Genomic DNA, 18,232 nt, shown 5'->3' with positions numbered 1-18,232 from the left:
CTTTCTCGTCCAGGTTGAGGTGCCCGGTTTCGCGGAGGGCAGAATAGCAGGATTTCGTCTGTTTGTTAATCTGTTTACAAAAATACAACATAATCCACTGCGCCCATTTTACCCGCTTATTATCCCGCATCAGCCAGCTAAGTCAGCTGATTGGCTCTCTCAGCAGCGTACCGCATTCCGCTCAAATGACAGCGCGAGGACGTCAGCTTTGCCGCGGTTTTAACGAAATGATTCAGTGAAATAGATAACTGGCAGGAATAGAAACAGCAGGCGTCTGGTGTACAGTAGAGGAGGGTTCGGGAGCAGATCAACACCAGGCTGCAAATCAGCCTGGTGCTCTTCTCGCGTCAGAGGATTACAACGTGGTTTTCATTTCCCGCAGTGATACCGGCCAGTCACCCGGCCAGACGTAGTGATCTTTCAGAATCCGCGCACTGTAGTCGAGACAGATTTTCACCGGCAGGTTGGGATAGATTCACTCCATCTCCTGCACCAGCTCTTCGCTGTTTTTGACCTTGTGCAGCGTCTTAATGAAATCGTTGATATAGGTGCGGGTAAAGCCTATTGCTGAGGGGCTAAGCGATGGCGTCGTTCGCGAATGGCCAGGGATCAGGACTTTCGGCGCCAGCGCTTCGAGTTTATCCAGACTGCCCATCCATTTCGCCATGCGCTCCGGCGTGCGCATATCGGCAATCCAGACATGTGCATCCGCGAAGACCACATCGGAGGCGATCAATGTTTTCGTCGAGGGGATCCAGAGCGGTGTCACCCGGATGCAATCGCCACTGAGATCGCTCAGGATTTTAATCTCCTGCCTGTCCAGCCAGATCGTATCCTCTTCCAGTTCGGTGATCGCAAACTTAGTGCGGGCACCGTTCTCTTTTAAAACCTGCTTACCCCAGTAATCAATTTTGAAATCAAAGGCGTCATTAACGTCTTCGGCGACCTGCCTGTAAGAGAGAATTTCAGCAGCCGGAAAAACCGACTTAATCACTTCAAGACCCAGAAAATGATCGGGATGCAGATGGGTAATAAAGATGCGTTTCAGGTCGAGACCGGTTTCGATAATCTCAGCGACTAAACGATGCGCATTCGCCAGCGTGAACTGGGCGTCGACTAACATCGCCTCTTTCTCACCCATAATGGTGGAACTGACACCGAAGCCGTCGTGCTGATCGCTGCTGATAAAAACCTTCGTCGATAAATCCATTTTTCGTCCTCATACGTTACACATCAGAAGCTGCACGTCAGAAACAACTAAGCAGAAGAGGTCATGATGACCTCTTCTGTTCACTCTTAATTTTTCAGGTTTTCCGGAAAATTGGCGGGCAGCTGATCAGGCGGACAGTCAATGACGCTTTCGTTGTTTTCACCGACATCGCGGATTACGGTCAGCGTCGCGAACTCATCAATCACTTCGGTTGGATAAGCCGGGCCCGCTTCGCGGAATTTCGCCATCTCTTCCAGATGATCATTCTGGAAGCAGACGGTTTTTTCCGGATTGTTCATGACCCAGCGTGGGAAAAAGATGGTGCCGTGGAAAATTTTATCCGCCAGATTGACGGCCAGGCTGACATCAGTGCCGGTGGGTTCAGTCCAGGAAACTTTATAGACATCCTGTGCCAGGCGAACCACATAAACATGCTGGTTTTTAACCCAGCGATTGCCGACCATGCCACTGTGAATGCGATAGTCGATGGTGCTGGCATTTTTAATGTAGAGCTCGTAGTTCCAGCCGTTGTCATAGGTGTAAACCAGATGTTTGCCAACGATGCCAGACAGGTCATGTTTATCAAAAGTGCTCATAATGAATTCCTCATTTGTTTTCCTTGTGGTGATTATTGCGCGTTACAAAAGCGATGAATAACGCTATTTTTAGCATTAAATAATTCAATTTTTAGATGGATTAACATGTACAAAACAACGCTGGAACAGTGGTATCTGCTCGACGCCGTCATAAAGGAAGGGAGTTTTGCGCTGGCAGCGGAGAAAAATAATCGTAGCCAGTCCTCATTAAGCTATCAGCTGGGTCTGCTTCAACAACGGCTGGACATGGAACTGCTGGAGCAGGTGGGACGCCGTGCCGTTCTGAGTGCTGAAGGACATCAGTTACTTGCGCAGGTACGTCCACTGCTGGAAGGATTTAGCGCGCTCGAAGCTAAGGCCAGTGCCCTGCGACGGGGTGAGCGTTCGCGCATTGATTTAATGGTAGATGCTACTTTTCCTAAACCTCTGCTGTTTGACGTGCTCAATATATTTCAGCAACGCTATCCACATGTGCGCATCTGGTTCAGCGAAATTGTCCGCAGCGAAACGCCAGACAGGCTGGCGGAACAACAGGCCGATCTCTGGCTGGTGGCGCAATATGGCGCTGAACCATTGGCTGGCGAAAGCCTGATGAGCGTCGATTTCGTTGCCGTGGCGCATCGCCATCACCCGCTGCACAGTGAACCTGCCCCGCTTAATGCTGCCACACTGGCGCGCTGGCCCTGTATTACCATTCTGGATCGCCAGCAACAGCAGCAGTCAGAGGTGAGTGGCGATCAGGCAGAAAACTGGTCATTCACTACCCTGTCGGCAGCGATTGAAGCGGTCCAGCACCAGCTAGGCTATGGCTGGCTGCCGGAACAGAATATCGCGGGGCTCTTAGAGAGCGGTGAACTCCGTCCCCTGCCGCTGCTCCAGGGTCGCCGGCGCAGTAGTACGCTGGTGATGTACATCAATGAAGAGAGGCTGCCCGGCAACAGCGCTATTGCTGAACTGGCGCAGATGTTTGTTGAACGGGTGGCGGCGTGGGAAGTGCGTCGCTGAACGTAAATCGAAGGGCACGCGTACAGCAGCTCTTTCTGGCCGCTCGCTCCTTATAACCCCGCTATTTCGCTAGCTCTCATCATTTCCTTTCGCTAAACTGCGGGGCTGGATTCCTCCCAGCATAAATTGCGCAGAGTAACCCATGACCCGCAAATTCAAGCCTTTCACCTCACTTTCCCGCCGCCACCGTCGCACGCGTGTTCAGCACATCAAAAATCTTATCCATCGCGAGCGTGAGCGCTGCGGTGGGCTACATTACGATGATTGTGATTCTGAAAACGCAGAGGCTATTGCGGCGGGCTGGGTCTGGACCTGGAGTGATGTACTTTTCCTGGATGATCAAGATCCCACCATCTATTGGAACGCTGAGATCGTTACTGCTGATGTCGCTCGCATGGATATCATCGAAAACCGGGTACTCAATGAGGCCACTGCAATGCTTGACCAGACCCAACTGGAGGATGAATTCCGTTCAGAGACAGTGTCCAGCTATGACGCGAAAGGAAAGATTGTCAGCTATAAGCAGGTCAAACGCACCCGCGTTGCTTATCCCCAGTTCGGCGGGATGACATATCATGATTACATTAACAAGCGCGTGGCAGATATTCTCCGCGACACCCCACCCGTAATCACCCCTGGTTATCGCATCCAGCACGGCTATCGTAGTGGTATTGGTCTGCAAATTATCGTCGCAGAGTCAGAGCTGACGCGTGAAGTCATCGATAATGCCATCCGCACATTTCTGGCAGGTAACATGCCTTCTCTTAGGTCTACATAGCCGTTCTGATGTCCCACCTTTCCCCTGCCCGGGCTTTTTGACACACCGCTTCACGGTTAGGGGTTAACGGCTTACTGGCATTGCTAGTCCGGCAGCACAAAGGCTGAATATCTGTAATATTGAAGTGTGATTCCAGGCGATTTTCCCTCGGCCTAAAGTGTCTGTCAGAGGAATGAATGGCAGAATCTACTGACGCTTATGATAAAAATGACAGCGCAAAAAAAAGCCCCCGTAACGGGAGCTTTCTCTTTGCAGCAGCAGAAACTTACTTCTTTTTCGCTTTCGCGTTAGGCAGATCGGTGATGCTACCTTCGAAGATTTCTGCGGCCAGACCCACTGATTCATGCAGGGTCGGGTGAGCGTGGATGGTGAGCGCAATATCTTCCGCATCACAACCCATCTCAATCGCCAGACCGATTTCGCCTAACAGCTCGCCGCCGTTAGTGCCGACAATCGCGCCACCGATAATACGGTGCGTCTCTTTGTCGAAAATCAGTTTGGTCATGCCGTCTGCACAATCAGAAGCGATAGCACGGCCTGAGGCAGCCCACGGGAAGGTGGAGGTCTCGTAGCTGATGCCCTTCTCTTTCGCTTCTTTCTCGGTCAGACCGACCCAGGCAACTTCTGGCTCAGTATAGGCAATCGAAGGGATCACTTTCGGATCGAAGTAGTGCTTCAGACCAGAGATCACTTCTGCCGCTACGTGGCCTTCATGCACGCCTTTATGCGCCAGCATCGGCTGACCGACGATGTCGCCGATAGCATAGATGTGTGGCACATTGGTACGCATCTGCTTGTCGACGCGGATGAAGCCGCGATCGTCCACTTCCACGCCCGCTTTACCGGCATCCAGACCTTTACCGTTCGGCACACGACCGATCGCCACCAGCACGGCATCATAACGCTGCGCTTCGCCTGGTGCCTTTTTACCTTCCATGGAAACGTAAATGCCATCGTCTTTTGCTTCAACGGCGGTCACTTTGGTTTCCAGCATCAGGTTAAATTTCTTGCTGATTTTTTTGGTAAAGACTTTCACTACGTCTTTATCCGCAGCCGGGATAACCTGGTCGAACATCTCAACCACATCGATTTCTGAACCCAGCGCGTGATAGACCGTCGCCATTTCCAGGCCGATGATGCCGCCGCCCATAACCAGCAGACGCTTTGGCACTTCTTTCAGCTCCAGCGCATCGGTAGAGTCCCAGACGCGTGGATCTTCATGTGGAATGAATGGCAGTTCGATAGGGCGTGAACCCGCAGCAATGATGGCGTTATCGAAGTTGATGGTGGTCGCGCCGCCCTCTCCTTCAACCACCAGGGTGTTAGCACCGGTGAATTTGCCGAGGCCATTCACCACGGTGACTTTACGACCTTTTGCCATACCTGACAGGCCGCCAGTCAACTGGTTGATAACCTTCTCTTTCCAGCTGCGAATCTTGTTGATATCAGTAGATGGCTGGCCAAACACGATGCCGTGCTCTTCAAGGGCTTTCGCCTCTTCAATCACTTTAGCAACGTGCAGCAGCGCTTTAGATGGGATACAACCGACGTTCAGACAAACACCACCGAGGGTGCTGTAACGCTCTACCAGTACGGTTTCCAGACCTAAATCCGCACAACGGAAGGCTGCAGAGTAACCTGCAGGACCTGCCCCAAGTACCACGACCTGGGTTTTAATCTCTGTACTCATCATGACCTCTTAATTGATATCCGGCGGGTCAGACGTTCTTATAATGCCCTTGTTCCACCGGGACTTTCACCGCAAGAGTTTACAGAATTGTTAACAAACTGCCAACAGCGGCGCGACGAATCGTTAAAGGAAGGCCGGCATACGCCGGCCTTCTTCACACTTACATAACTAAACGACGAATGTCAGACAACATATTGCCGATAATGGTGATGAATCGCGCACCATCAGCACCGTCGATCACGCGGTGGTCGAAGGAGAGAGAAATCGGCATCATCAGACGCGGCGTAAACTCTTTACCATTCCACACCGGCTCCATCGCCGATTTAGAGACACCCAGGATAGCCACTTCCGGCGCGTTAACGATCGGCGCGAAGTGTGTGGTGCCCAGGCCGCCCAGGCTGGAGATGGTGAAACATCCGCCCTGCATGTCGCCCGCTGTCAGCTTACCGTCACGCGCTTTCTTCGAAATCGCCATCAGTTCACGCGACAGCTCGGTGATGCCCTTCTTATTCACGTCTTTGAAGACCGGAACAACCAGGCCATTTGGCGTATCAACCGCCACACCGATGTTGATATATTTCTTCAGCGTGAGTTTCTGCGCATCTTCAGACAGCGAACTGTTGAAGCGTGGCATCTGCTCAAGCGCCGCAGCGACCGCTTTCATGATGAACACCACCGGGGTGTACTTCACATCCAGCTTACGCTTCTCTGCTTCAGCATTCTGCTGCTTACGGAACGCTTCCAGATCGGTGATATCGGTTTTGTCGAAATGCGTAACGTGCGGGATCATTACCCAGTTACGGCTCAGGTTCGCGCCAGAAATTTTCTGGATACGACCCAGTTCGACTTCTTCGATTTCGCCAAACTTACTGAAATCAACTTTCGGCCATGGCAGCATGCCTGGCAGACCACCGCCGCTGGCCGCAGCAGGTGCTGCTTCAGCGCGTTTCACGGCCTCTTTCACGTAAGTCTGCACGTCTTCTTTCAGAATGCGACCTTTACGGCCGGTGCCTTTGACTTTCGCCAGGTTAACACCGAACTCGCGCGCCAGGCGACGGATCACCGGAGTCGCGTGAACGTAAGCATCGTTCTCTGCAAACTCACCTTTGCTGTCGGCTTTAGCTGCTGGTGCCGCGGCGGCTGGCTTAGCATCAGATTTGGCAGCAGGCGCCGGAGCGGCGTCCTGTTTCGCTGCCGCAGGGGCGGCCGGAGCAGCACCTTCGACTTCGAACACCATGATCAGTGAGCCGGTGCTGACTTTATCGCCCGTGGCAACTTTCAGCTCTTTGACAGTACCGGCAAACGGCGCAGGGACTTCCATTGAGGCTTTGTCGCCTTCAACCACAATCAGTGACTGCTCAGCGTCAACTTTGTCGCCAACTTTGACCAGAATCTCGGTGACTTCAACTTCATCACCGCCGATATCCGGGACGTTGACCTCTTTTGCGCCCGCAGCAGCAGCGGGCGCCGATGCCGCTTCTTCTTTCACTTCTGGGCTGGCGTCAGAGGCCGGTGCTGCGCCTTCTGCTTCAAAGACCATGATGGCTGAACCGGTGCTGACTTTGTCGCCGGTCGCAATGGTGATCTCTTTGACCACACCCGCAAACGGAGCCGGAACTTCCATTGAGGCTTTATCACCTTCCACCACAATCAGTGACTGCTCGGCTTCGACTTTGTCGCCAACCTTAACCAGAATCTCAGTGACTTCGACTTCGTCACCGCCGATATCCGGCACAGCCACTTCTTTGCTGGCCGTCGCCGCAGCAGCGGCTGGCGCTGGCGCCGCGTCCGCTTTTTTCTCTGCGGCCGGTGCTGGTGCTGCTTCCGCAGCGCCTTCAGCATCAAACACCATGATCAGTGAGCCGGTCTCAACTTTGTCACCGGTAGAGATCTTAATCTCTTTCACTACACCAGCCTGTGGCGACGGCACTTCCATTGAGGCTTTGTCGCCTTCCACGGTGATCAGCGACTGCTCGGCTTCCACCTTGTCGCCAACTTTCACCAGAATCTCGGTGACTTCAACTTCGTCAGACCCGATATCCGGTACCTTAATTTCGATAGCCATTACTCTATTACCTCTTAAGCCAGACGCGGGTTAACTTTATCGGCATCGATATTGAATTTGGTGATCGCATCGGCCACCACTTTCTTCTCGATCTCGCCGCGTTTAGCCAGCTCACCCAGCGCGGCAACCACCACATAAGATGCATCCACTTCAAAGTGATGACGCAGATTCTCACGGCTGTCAGAGCGACCAAAGCCATCGGTACCCAGTACGCGATAATCGCTGGCTGGGACATAGCTACGAACCTGCTCAGCGAACAGCTTCATGTAGTCGGTTGAAGCAACAGCAGGTGCGTCGTTCATCACCTGAGCGATGTAAGGTACGCGCGCTTCTTCAGTCGGATGCAGCATATTCCAGCGCTCACAATCCTGGCCATCACGCGCCAGCTCGGTGAACGAGGTCACGCTGTAGACATCAGAGCCGATACCGTAATCTTTCGCCAGGATCTGCGCAGCTTCACGAACGTGACGCAGGATAGAACCTGAGCCCAGCAGCTGCACTTTACCTTTGCTGCCTTCTACCGTTTCCAGCTTATAGATACCCTTACGGATACCTTCTTCAACGCCCTGCGGCATTGCTGGCATATGGTAGTTTTCATTCAGCGTGGTGATGTAGTAGTAAACGTTCTCCTGCGCTTCGCCATACATACGCACCAGACCGTCATGCATGATGACTGCGACTTCATAAGCGTAAGATGGATCGTAAGAGATACAGTTCGGGATAGTCAGAGACTGAATATGGCTGTGACCATCTTCATGCTGCAGACCTTCGCCGTTCAGCGTCGTACGGCCTGAGGTACCGCCGACCAGGAAGCCGCGCGCCTGCTGGTCGCCCGCCAGCCACATCAGATCGCCAATACGCTGGAAGCCGAACATCGAGTAATAAATGTAGAACGGGATCATCGGCAGGTTGTTGGTGCTGTATGAGGTCGCCGCAGCCAGCCAGGATGAACCTGCGCCCAGCTCGTTGATCCCTTCCTGCAGAATCTGGCCTTTCTCGTCTTCTTTGTAGTAGGCAACCTGCTCGCGGTCCTGCGGGGTATACTGCTGACCGTTCGGGCTGTAGATACCGATCTGACGGAACAGACCTTCCATACCAAAGGTACGCGCTTCATCGGCGAGGATCGGAACCAGACGATCTTTGATCGACTTGTTCTTCAGCATCACGTTCAGGGCACGCACAAAGGCGATAGTGGTCGAGATCTCTTTGTTCTGCTCATCCAGCAGCGCACTGAACTCTTCGAGTGCTGGCATTTCCAGCTTTTCAGTGAACTTCGGCTGACGCGTTGGCAGGTAACCGCCTAACTTCTCACGCTGACCGTGCAGATAAGTATGCTCTTCTGAGCCTTTCTCAAAGGTGACGTACGGCAGTTCTTCGATTTTATCGTCAGCAACCGGCACGTTAAAGCGATCACGGATATAGCGTACGCCATCCATGTTCATCTTCTTCACCTGGTGGGCAATGTTTTTGCCTTCCGCGGTGTCGCCCATACCATAACCTTTGATGGTATGCGCCAGGATCAGTACTGGCTTGCCTTTGGTATCCTGCGCTTTTTTCAGTGCCGCATAGATTTTCTTCGGATCGTGGCCGCCACGGTTCAATGCCCAGATTTCATCATCGGACATATCTTTAACCAGCGCCGCGGTTTCCGGATACTTGCCAAAGAAGTGCTCACGCACGTAGGCACCATCACGGGATTTGAAGGTCTGGTAGTCACCGTCAACGGTTTCGTTCATCAGCTGAATCAGCTTACCGCTGGTATCTTTGCGCAGCAGCTCGTCCCAGCGACCGCCCCAGATGACCTTGATCACTTCCCAGCCAGCACCGGCAAAGATGCCTTCCAGCTCGTTGATGATCTTGCCATTACCGGTTACCGGGCCATCCAGACGCTGCAGGTTGCAGTTGATGATGAAGACCAGGTTATCCAGTTTTTCACGGGTGGCGATGGTGATCGCACCTTTTGATTCCGGCTCATCCATCTCACCGTCACCCAGGAAGGCGTAAACGGTCTGGGCAGAGGTGTCTTTCAGGCCACGGTGTTCCAGATACTTCAGGAACTTCGCCTGATAGATCGCTGACAATGGACCCAGACCCATTGATACGGTCGGGAACTGCCAGAACTCCGGCATTAATTTCGGGTGCGGATAAGAAGAGAGGCCTTTGCCATCAACTTCCTGACGGAAGTTATTCATCTGATCTTCGGTCAGGCGACCTTCAAGGAACGCACGGGCATAGATACCCGGAGAGATGTGGCCCTGGAAATAGACCAGATCGCCGCCATCCTTCTCACTGCGCGCGCGGAAGAAGTGGTTGAAGCACACTTCATAAATCGTCGCAGAAGACTGGAAGGAGGACATGTGGCCACCGAGTTCCAGATCTTTCTTCGACGCGCGCAGCACCGACATGATGGCGTTCCAGCGGATTGCGGAACGGATACGACGTTCAAGAGAGGTGTTGCCCGGATAATCGGGTTCATCTTCAACGGCAATAGAGTTGATATAGTTGCTGATTGCAGACGAACCTGCAGCCACTTTTACGCCGCCTTTGCGGGCTGCACCCAGTACCTGATCAATCAGATACTGTGCACGTTCAACACCTTCTTCACGGATGACCGATTCGATCGCCTGTAGCCAGTCACGAGTTTCAATCGGATCCACGTCATTGTGTAAACGTTCTGACATGGGTGTGTTCCTTATCTGTGTCTAATACGTTGAATAATCGGGAGCCTGTTAAAGCAGATGCCGGCAGGCTCGTCTGATGTCAGTACGATCTTTGTCGCACGTTATTCCTTACGTTGCTGTAAACGACGCAGGGAGCGTTCCCGACGGCTCTGCTCCCGACTTCTGTCCAGCAAGATTTCCTCTATGAACGCCAGGTGACGGTGTGAAGCCTCGCGCGCTTTTTCTGGCTCACGGGCCACAATCGCCTCAAAGATTCTGGCGCGGTGACCGCTCACTTTTGCCAGCATTTCCCGGCGCGAGTAGAGCAATTCGAAATTCTGACGGACGTTTTGTTCCAGCATAGGGCCCATTGAGCGTAGCAAATGTAAAAGCACAACATTATGGGCCGCTTCTGTGACAGCGATCTGATACTGCATCACTGCGTCCGCTTCGGCGTCTAAGTCGCCGCTATCCTGCGCCTGCTGGATATTCACATGGCAGTCGCGAATGCGCAGCAGGTCTTCCTCTGTGCCGCGCAGTGCCGCGTAATAAGCCGCGATGCCCTCTAAGGCATGGCGCGTTTCCAGCAGATCAAACTGTGATTCCGGATGGTCGGCGAGAAGCTCAACGAGGGGATCGCTCATGCTTTGCCAGAGATGCTCCTGTACAAATGTTCCGCCACCCTGTCGGCGCAGCAATAATCCTTTGGCTTCTAAGCGCTGGATCGCTTCGCGGAGGGACGGACGTGAGACATCGAATTGTTTAGCGAGTTCGCGCTCAGGCAGCAGCTTCTCTCCCGGACGCAGGGTCCCTTCCATAATCAGCGATTCGAGCTGTTGCTCGATAGCGTCGGAGAGCTTAGGTTGGCGAATCTTACTGTAAGCCATCGTCCCTTCTTATTAAGCCAATCGTCCGGAGTAAATTGGTAATACCAATTGCAAAGAGGTGCCGGTAAAGTAACAAAGTATTCACCTTGTGTCTATATGGTGTCTGCGACATTCACCTGTCCCCAAAGCCTGTGCTGGCGCTAACTTGCGGTTAAAAAAATGAAAAATTCGCGTTGCCACAAATGTTAAATAATTTCACTTTTACCAAACCTTACACCCGCTTAGCGCGTTAGCGCTGCGGCAGGCATAAGTGAAACCTATTCGTCATTAACGGCATTTCATGGCAGAAGTTGCTGTGGGCAGACGTGACCAGGACGGCGTTTTTTCAGTCAACTCTCAGCACGAAAGGCGAAAGCAGGTGCAAAGCGATCCGCTTATCACTATTCTTGTCGCCAGGGTAGCAGATGGCAGCATTCAGCACGCCGGATACCGTAAAATAATCAATACGTTATTGTAACTACTTCATTACAGCGGACTGCGCTGCGAACGAAGAATAAAAACATCACGAGGTTTGTATGGAACAACAGCAAGGCGAAGCGCTGAAACGTGGTCTTAAGAACCGCCATATTCAGCTCATCGCGCTGGGTGGTGCAGTGGGAACCGGGCTGTTTCTGGGCAGCGCATCGGTCATTGAATCCGCCGGACCGGCCGTTATTCTGGGCTATGCGATTGCCGGTTTTATTGCCTTTTTAATCATGCGTCAGCTGGGTGAAATGGTGGTGGAAGAGCCGGTCGCCGGCAGCTTCAGCCACTTCGCGTATAAATACTGGGGCAACTTTGCCGGGTTCGCCTCAGGCTGGAACTACTGGGTCCTTTACGTACTGGTTGCCATGGCAGAACTTACTGCCGTTGGTAAATATATCCAGTTCTGGTGGCCAGACTTTCCTACCTGGGCCTCAGCCGCCATCTTCTTCGTGATGATCAACGCCATCAACCTGACCAACGTGAAAGTGTTCGGTGAGATGGAGTTCTGGTTCGCCATCATTAAAGTGGTTGCGGTCATCGGCATGATTCTGTTCGGTGGCTGGCTGCTGTTCGGCGGTCACGCGGGTCCGCAGGCGACCGTGCGCAACCTGTGGGAACAGGGCGGCTTTTTCCCGCATGGCATCGGCGGTCTCGTCGCGGTCATGGCAATTATCATGTTCTCGTTCGGCGGACTGGAGCTGGTAGGTATCACCGCAGCAGAGGCTGATAACCCGGAAGTGAGCATTCCAAAAGCAACTAACCAGGTGCTGTGGCGTATCCTGATTTTCTACATTGGTTCGTTGGCAGTGCTGCTGTCTCTGATGCCGTGGAGTCGTGTCACGTCAGAAGTCAGCCCGTTTGTCTTTATCTTCCACGAGCTGGGCGATGCCATGGTGGCGAATGCGCTGAACGTGGTGATCCTGACGGCGGCCCTGTCGGTCTATAACAGCTGCGTTTACTGCAACAGCCGTATGCTGTTTGGTCTGGCACAGCAGGGCAATGCGCCGAAAGCGCTGCTGAAAGTCGATCGTCGCGGTGTGCCGGTGTTAACGATTCTGGTCTCGGCTGTTGCCACTGCACTGTGCGTGCTGATCAACTACCTGATGCCGGGCGAAGCGTTTGGCCTGCTGATGTCGCTGGTCGTCTCCGCGCTGGTCATCAACTGGGCAATGATCAGCCTGGCGCACCTCAAGTTCCGTCGTAAGAAAGATCAGCAGGGCGTCACCACCCGCTTCAAAGCGCTGCTCTATCCGGCGGGTAACTGGATTTGCCTGGTCTTCCTGGCGGCGATTCTGGTGCTGATGGTGACCACGCCGGGCATGGCGATCTCTGTCTGGCTTATCCCGGTCTGGCTGGTCATTCTGGGTATTGGTTACTTTATTAAGAACCAGACGCAGAAAGCCTGATCTTTTTGCTCATCCGGTGCGCGCTGTCAGGCGCACCGGCCACTTTAGCTCTATTACTATTTTTATTACTGGCTTGAGATGGTAATTTTTTCCTGCTTCTAACCTGATTAAGGAAAAAATTATTATGCGGGAACTCGCACCATCAGAAATTTTGGCCGTAAGTGGCTGTGGCATGATTCAGGATATTACTACCACCGTGGGTAAGCAGGCCGGTTCATTAATCGGTAACATACTCGGCTCCCTGATCCCGGTGCCATTTATTTCCGGTTTAGTAGGTTCTGTTGCCAGCACTCTCTTTGGCAATATTGGTGGCTGGCTCGGCAGCTTCGTTGGCGGACTGGTTGAAGGCCGGAACAAAAGCGCTGCGTAAACACCCTTTCGTTAAAAATACCCTCTATAAACTAATGTGAACTGGCTCGCTGGTGCGTACCAGTTCACATTTTTTTGCGCCCGCCTGTTTTGTCCATCTTTGTAACCAATTGCTGCTGCGTCACAGACGGCTTCGACCCTAATAATCACTGGCTTCACGGTTTGCAGGAGAAGCAAAATGAAGCCCGCAGCACTCTCATTTAAAGAAAAGCTGGGTTATGGCATGGGCGATGCCGGATGCAACATGATTGGCGGTGCCATCATGTTGTTCCTGAACTACTTCTATACCGATGTTTTCGGGCTGGCTCCGGCGCTGGTGGGAACTCTGTTGCTCTCGGTCAGGGTGCTCGATGCAGTCACCGATCCGATTATGGGTGCCATCGCCGATCGCACCCAGAGTCGCTGGGGCCGTTTTCGTCCCTGGCTGCTGTGGGTTTCCGTGCCCTATGTGGTCTTCAGCGTACTGATGTTCACCACGCCAGACTGGACTTACCACAACAAGGTGATCTGGGCCTTCGTCACCTATTTCCTGATGTCGCTAACTTACACAGCGATTAACATTCCTTACTGTTCTCTGGGCGGCGTGATTACCAACGACCCCGGTGAGCGTGTCTCCTGTCAGTCTTATCGCTTTGTCATGGTCGGCATCGCCACGCTGATACTCTCTCTGTCCCTGCTGCCGATGGCAGAGTGGTTCGGTGGCGAAGACAAAGCGCGCGGCTACCAGATGGCGATGGCGGTACTGGCAACCATTGGCCTGGCAATGTTTCTGTTCTGCTTTGCCACGGTACGTGAACGTATCCGCCCGGCCGTGCCGAGTAATGATGATCTGAAGAAAGATCTGCGTGATGTCTGGAAAAATGACCAGTGGGTGCGCATTCTGCTGCTCACCTTCTGTAACGTCTGCCCTGGCTTCATCCGCATGGCGGCCACCATGTATTACGTGACCTGGGTCATGGGCCAGTCAACGCACTTTGCCACGCTGTTTATCAGCCTGGGAGTCATTGGCATGATGGTCGGCAGCACGCTGGCAAAACTGCTCACCGATCGCTGGTGCAAACTCAAAGTCTTCTTCTGGACCAATATCGCACTGGCCCTTTTTTCCAGCGCCTTCTACTGGATCGATCCCCACGCTACCGTGATGGTGGTGGTCGCCTATTTTGTGCTGAACATTCTGCATCAAATCCCCTCTCCGCTGCACTGGTCACTGATGGCCGATGTGGATGACTACGGCGAATGGAAAACCGGCAAACGCATTACCGGTATCAGCTTTTCCGGCAACCTCTTTTTCCTTAAGGTAGGGCTGGCAGTGGCCGGTGCGATGGTCGGCTTTCTGCTGTCGATCTATGGCTACAATGCGGGCGCTAAGCAGCAGTCACCTGAGGCGATTAACGGCATCATGCTGCTCTTCACCATTATTCCTGGCGTCGGCTATCTGATTACCGCAGGTGTGGTACGACTGATGAAGGTCGACCGCAAAATGATGATTACCATCCAGCAGGATCTCGCGCTGCGCCGCGAAAACTTCCATGAGTTACACACTGTTCGCCTGCGCGACGGTGTTGTCACGCCAACCGGAGATGTTAAATGACCGCAATCTTGCCGAATCCTTTTATCGAGCAGCGTGCCGACCCCTTTATTTTGCGTCATGAACAGTACTATTACTTTGTGGCATCGGTGCCTGAGTATGACCGGCTGGAGATCCGTCGCGCCACGACGCTGGCCGGCCTGCGCAGCGCCGAGCCGGTGGTCGTCTGGCGCAAGCCCGAGAGCGGCCCCTTTAGCGAGTTAATCTGGGCACCTGAGCTGCACTACATTAACGGACAGTGGGTCATCTATTTCGCAGCAGCACCCACACGCGAAATCAAAGAGGGACTGTTTCAGCACCGGATGTATGCGCTGGTGTGTGAGGCGGCAGATCCGTTGCAGGGCGAATGGCAGCCCTGCCGCAGGGTCTTCACCCACCTGGACAGCTTCTCACTGGATGCAACCCACTTCGTGCATCAGGGCAAAAACTGGTATCTCTGGGCGCAGAAAGATCCCCTGATTCCCGGCAACTCTAACCTCTACCTGGATGAGCTGCTGAATCCCTGGACGCTAAAAGGTACGCCCGTAATGCTGAGCCGGCCGGAATATGAGTGGGAGTGTGCAGGGTTCAGCGTTAATGAAGGACCGGCGGTTATCCGTCACGGCGATCGGCTGTTTGTGACCTATTCCGCCAGCGCCACCGATGAAAATTACTGTCTGGGGATACTGTCGATTGCCGCGAATGCCAACCCGCTTGATGTCGCAGCCTGGCAGAAATCAGCGCGTCCGGTATTTGTGACCAGCTGGGACAACCACCAGTACGGGCCGGGCCACAACAGTTTTACCCAGGATGAGGCAGGACGCGACGTACTGGTGTACCACGCGCGTAACTACACTGAAATTGAAGGCGATCCGTTATGGGATCCGAACCGCCATACCCGACTGAAATATTTCAGCTGGCGGGAAGATGGCACGCCTGATTTCGGCGTGCCACCTGCTGATTACACCAGCGTGCCGTAAATCGTCAGCAACGCGACGGCAACAACCAGCACCAGCGAAGTCCGTTTCGCTAACGCCACGGCCACCCGTGGCGTTTCAACTTTATCGGTGTGCGGATCGCGCGACAGTGAGAACTGCGCCAGCGTCGTCAGCACGTGATACTGAGAACGGTGACGATCGGTCAGCGAGGCAAACCAGGCGGGCAGCGCTTTTTCGCCATGGCCCAGCAGCGCGTAAGCGACACCCGCCAGCCGCACCGGGATCCAGTCGAGCAAATGCAGAATCGCATCCACGCCTGATTGCGCTCGCGCCATTGGTGTGCCGAATTTTGCCAGCCAGCCTTGCCAGGCGCGCAGAAACGCGTAACCCACCAGCAGCACCGGCCCCCACGGGCCACCCACCACCAGCCAGAACATCGGGGCGAGATAGAAACGGAAGTTTATCCAGATCAGCGCATTCTGCAGCTCGCGCAGAAACTCACGCTCGCTGCACTCCACCGGCACACCATGGATCAGCGTCAGCTCAGCCGCCATCGCTTGATGTGCCGCGTCGTCGTCATGGCTGGCCGCCTTCAGATAGTTATGGTAGTGCTGACGCACTGAGCCGGCACCGATACAGAGCAGTCCGGCAACAATCCAGAACAGCAACTGCAGCACGCCAAACAGCAATCCTTTCAGACTCCAGACCACCAGTGCGGTCAGCGCCATTGCCAGTAGGGTCATCAGCAAAGTACGCATCATGGAGTAATGGCGACGATGGCGAAAAATCGGCTCCAGCCGGTGTTCGAGCTGCCAGTGCTCGCCCAGTTTAAACAGGCGCTCCCAGCCTAAAACCAACAACAAGGTAAACAACGTCATACTGACTCCGCAAAAATCAGGATTTTTGCTGCGTTAACAGCTGTTTGTAGTAGTCCCAGTCAAAAGCAGGCCCGGGATCGGTTTTGCGTACCGGCGCGATATCGCTGTGCCCCGTGATACGTGCAGGCGTTACCGGATAGTGTTGCAGCAGTAACTGCGTGACCTGCTGCAAGGCCCGATATTGCGCCTCGCTATACGGCTCGCTGTCAGTTCCTTCCAGCTCAATACCGATGGAGAAGTCGTTGCAGTTCTCACGTCCTTCGAACTGCGAAATGCCTGCATGCCAGGCGCGTTTGTCAAAAGGGACATACTGCACGATCTCCCCGTCACGACGAATCAGGCAGTGTGCTGCCACTTTCAGCGCGGCGATATCCGCAAAATAGGGATGGGCATCAGGCGGTAATGTGCCGGTAAACAGTCTGTCGATCCAGGGTCCGCCAAATTCACCGGGTGGCAGGCTGATATTGTGGATCACCAGCAGTGAAGGCACCTCATTGTCAGGGCGTTCATTGCAGTGTGTTGACGGCACGTGACGCACACCGGTCAGCCAGCCCTGTTTGATTTTCATACCGCTTTTCCTTATATCACCAGGCTGAGAATAGCATGAATAATAAAGGATTCTTGCCTCTTAGTGTGTCGGTCCGGTGACATTAAATAGCCCATTGTTAAGGATACTAAACAAAATAGCATCCGTTGCTGGAACCTGATGCCGGTTCAGGCTATTGTGACCGCCTCTGTCCTTTCTGTTTCTGGAGTAAAATGCCTATGTCATCCCGTGGTTATGATCCCGACAATCGCCGTCACGCACTGATTAAACGTAGTGAAAGTGACATTCCGGATGCGGTTGCGCTGGCGTTAAAAGAGGATCTCGGTGGTGAAATCGACGCTGAACGCGACATTACTGCGCAGCTGTTACCTGCTGAAACCCAGGCCCATGCGCAGGTCATCACCCGTGAAGCCGGTGTTTTCTGTGGTAAACGCTGGGTTGAAGAGGTCTTCATTCAGCTCGGCTCGCACGCGACCCTGATCTGGCATGTTGAAGATGGTGATCAGATCGAGGCTGACCAGTTGCTGTTTGAAATCGAGGGGCCTGCCCGGCTGCTGCTGACCGCCGAGCGAACGGCGCTTAATTTTGTGCAGACGCTCTCAGGCGTTGCCACCGAAGTCAGCCGCTATGTCGCGCTGCTGGCGGGAAGCCAGACGCAACTGCTGGACACGCGTAAAACCCTGCCCGGACTGCGGACTGCGCTGAAATATGCGGTACTGTGCGGCGGAGGCAGCAATCATCGCCTGGGTCTCTCTGACGCTTATCTCATCAAAGAGAACCATATTATTGCCAGCGGCTCGATTCAGCAGGCAGTGGAAAGAGCGCAATGGCTGCAGCCCGATGTGCCGGTTGAAGTTGAGGTGGAATCGCTGGAGGAGTTATGTCAGGCGCTGGAAGCGGAAGCCGATATCGTGATGCTGGATAACTTCAGCCTGGAAGCGATGCGTGAAGCCGTCGAACTCAACCAGGGGCGGACGCTGCTGGAGGTCTCCGGCAACGTCACCGAAACCACCCTGCCACAGATCGCCCTGACCGGCGTGGACTACGTCTCGGTCGGTGCGCTGACCAAGCATGTGCGGGCGCTGGATCTCTCGATGCGCTTTAAACAAAAATAGCCTGCCTCGCCGTCACTCAATACAGCGATTTTGCGATCCCGCTTCCGGCGCAGTTT

General features: G+C 53.8%; 15 protein-coding genes. 7 read left to right on the top strand and 8 right to left on the bottom strand.

What is annotated here, in order from left to right; genetic code table 11:
• Window positions 1-475: 475 nt before the first annotated feature.
• Entirely contained in the window at window positions 476-1,210 is a 735-nt protein-coding gene (locus N1689_RS13985; RefSeq protein WP_260059207.1) for an MBL fold metallo-hydrolase, read from the bottom strand.
• Between the two features lie 86 nt (window positions 1,211-1,296).
• Complete coding sequence (locus N1689_RS13980; RefSeq protein WP_010253965.1) at window positions 1,297-1,806, bottom strand: phenolic acid decarboxylase; 510 nt, start codon at window positions 1,804-1,806, stop codon at window positions 1,297-1,299.
• A gap of 105 nt (window positions 1,807-1,911) precedes the next feature.
• Here N1689_RS13980 and N1689_RS13975 point away from each other — a divergent pair, with 105 nt between their 5' ends.
• Together N1689_RS13975 and N1689_RS13970 are read left to right on the top strand one after the other, a co-directional pair.
• On the top strand, window positions 1,912-2,811 hold the full coding sequence (locus N1689_RS13975) for a LysR family transcriptional regulator (protein WP_260059201.1): 900 nt from the start codon (window positions 1,912-1,914) through the stop codon (window positions 2,809-2,811).
• A 142-nt stretch (window positions 2,812-2,953) separates the two neighbouring features.
• Window positions 2,954-3,589 (top strand): hypothetical protein, encoded by a 636-nt coding sequence (locus tag N1689_RS13970; protein WP_260059199.1) that lies wholly within the window; start codon window positions 2,954-2,956, stop codon window positions 3,587-3,589.
• 265 nt (window positions 3,590-3,854) lie between these two features.
• Here N1689_RS13970 and lpdA read toward each other — a convergent pair whose 3' ends face one another.
• The 4 genes from lpdA to pdhR form a co-directional block, all read right to left on the bottom strand.
• Window positions 3,855-5,279 carry a dihydrolipoyl dehydrogenase gene (gene lpdA / locus N1689_RS13965; RefSeq protein WP_010253950.1) on the bottom strand — a complete coding sequence of 475 codons (1,425 nt, stop codon included), beginning with the start codon at window positions 5,277-5,279 and terminating at the stop codon, window positions 3,855-3,857.
• A gap of 160 nt (window positions 5,280-5,439) precedes the next feature.
• Window positions 5,440-7,344, bottom strand: a complete 1,905-nt coding sequence (gene aceF / locus N1689_RS13960; RefSeq protein ID WP_260059197.1) for a pyruvate dehydrogenase complex dihydrolipoyllysine-residue acetyltransferase — start codon at window positions 7,342-7,344, stop codon at window positions 5,440-5,442.
• Between the two features lie 14 nt (window positions 7,345-7,358).
• The gene (gene aceE, locus N1689_RS13955) at window positions 7,359-10,025 is read right to left on the bottom strand and encodes a pyruvate dehydrogenase (acetyl-transferring), homodimeric type (protein WP_161731583.1); all 2,667 of its coding nucleotides are present in this window, start codon (window positions 10,023-10,025) and stop codon (window positions 7,359-7,361) included.
• 101 nt (window positions 10,026-10,126) lie between these two features.
• Entirely contained in the window at window positions 10,127-10,891 is a 765-nt protein-coding gene (gene pdhR, locus N1689_RS13950) for a pyruvate dehydrogenase complex transcriptional repressor PdhR (protein WP_033731582.1), read from the bottom strand.
• A gap of 515 nt (window positions 10,892-11,406) precedes the next feature.
• Between pdhR and aroP the strand changes: the two genes are divergently transcribed.
• The 4 genes from aroP (at window position 11,407) to N1689_RS13930 (ending at window position 15,678) form a co-directional block, all read left to right on the top strand.
• Entirely contained in the window at window positions 11,407-12,762 is a 1,356-nt protein-coding gene (aroP, locus tag N1689_RS13945; RefSeq protein ID WP_161731585.1) for an aromatic amino acid transporter AroP, read from the top strand.
• A gap of 124 nt (window positions 12,763-12,886) precedes the next feature.
• A complete protein-coding gene (locus tag N1689_RS13940) occupies window positions 12,887-13,132 on the top strand; it encodes a hypothetical protein (protein WP_260059194.1) in 246 nt (81 codons plus the stop codon).
• Window positions 13,133-13,309: 177 nt separating this feature from the next.
• Window positions 13,310-14,722 (top strand): glycoside-pentoside-hexuronide (GPH):cation symporter, encoded by a 1,413-nt coding sequence (locus N1689_RS13935; RefSeq protein ID WP_161731589.1) that lies wholly within the window; start codon window positions 13,310-13,312, stop codon window positions 14,720-14,722.
• A complete protein-coding gene (locus tag N1689_RS13930) occupies window positions 14,719-15,678 on the top strand; it encodes a family 43 glycosylhydrolase (protein ID WP_161731591.1) in 960 nt (319 codons plus the stop codon). Before N1689_RS13935 ends, N1689_RS13930 begins: the two co-directional genes overlap by 4 nt.
• On the opposite strand, the gene ampE is transcribed toward N1689_RS13930, so the two are convergent.
• Window positions 15,660-16,514, bottom strand: a complete 855-nt coding sequence (gene ampE, locus N1689_RS13925) for a beta-lactamase regulator AmpE (protein ID WP_161731593.1) — start codon at window positions 16,512-16,514, stop codon at window positions 15,660-15,662. The two genes, N1689_RS13930 and ampE, sit on opposite strands and share 19 nt — an antisense overlap.
• Window positions 16,515-16,530: 16 nt before the next feature.
• The gene (gene ampD / locus N1689_RS13920) at window positions 16,531-17,082 is read right to left on the bottom strand and encodes a 1,6-anhydro-N-acetylmuramyl-L-alanine amidase AmpD (protein ID WP_161731595.1); all 552 of its coding nucleotides are present in this window, start codon (window positions 17,080-17,082) and stop codon (window positions 16,531-16,533) included.
• A gap of 197 nt (window positions 17,083-17,279) precedes the next feature.
• Between ampD and nadC the strand changes: the two genes are divergently transcribed.
• Window positions 17,280-18,176: a carboxylating nicotinate-nucleotide diphosphorylase gene (nadC, locus tag N1689_RS13915; protein ID WP_222925501.1), complete on the top strand. Its 897-nt coding sequence runs from the start codon at window positions 17,280-17,282 to the stop codon at window positions 18,174-18,176.
• The last annotated feature ends 56 nt before the right edge of the window (window positions 18,177-18,232 follow it).

The organism is Pantoea sp. XY16, from assembly GCF_025153065.1.
Taxonomy (GTDB): Bacteria; Pseudomonadota; Gammaproteobacteria; order Enterobacterales; family Enterobacteriaceae; genus Pantoea; species Pantoea alfalfae.
The sequence above is the reverse complement of the archived record's forward strand: the minus strand, read 5'-3'. Positions and strand labels throughout refer to the sequence as shown.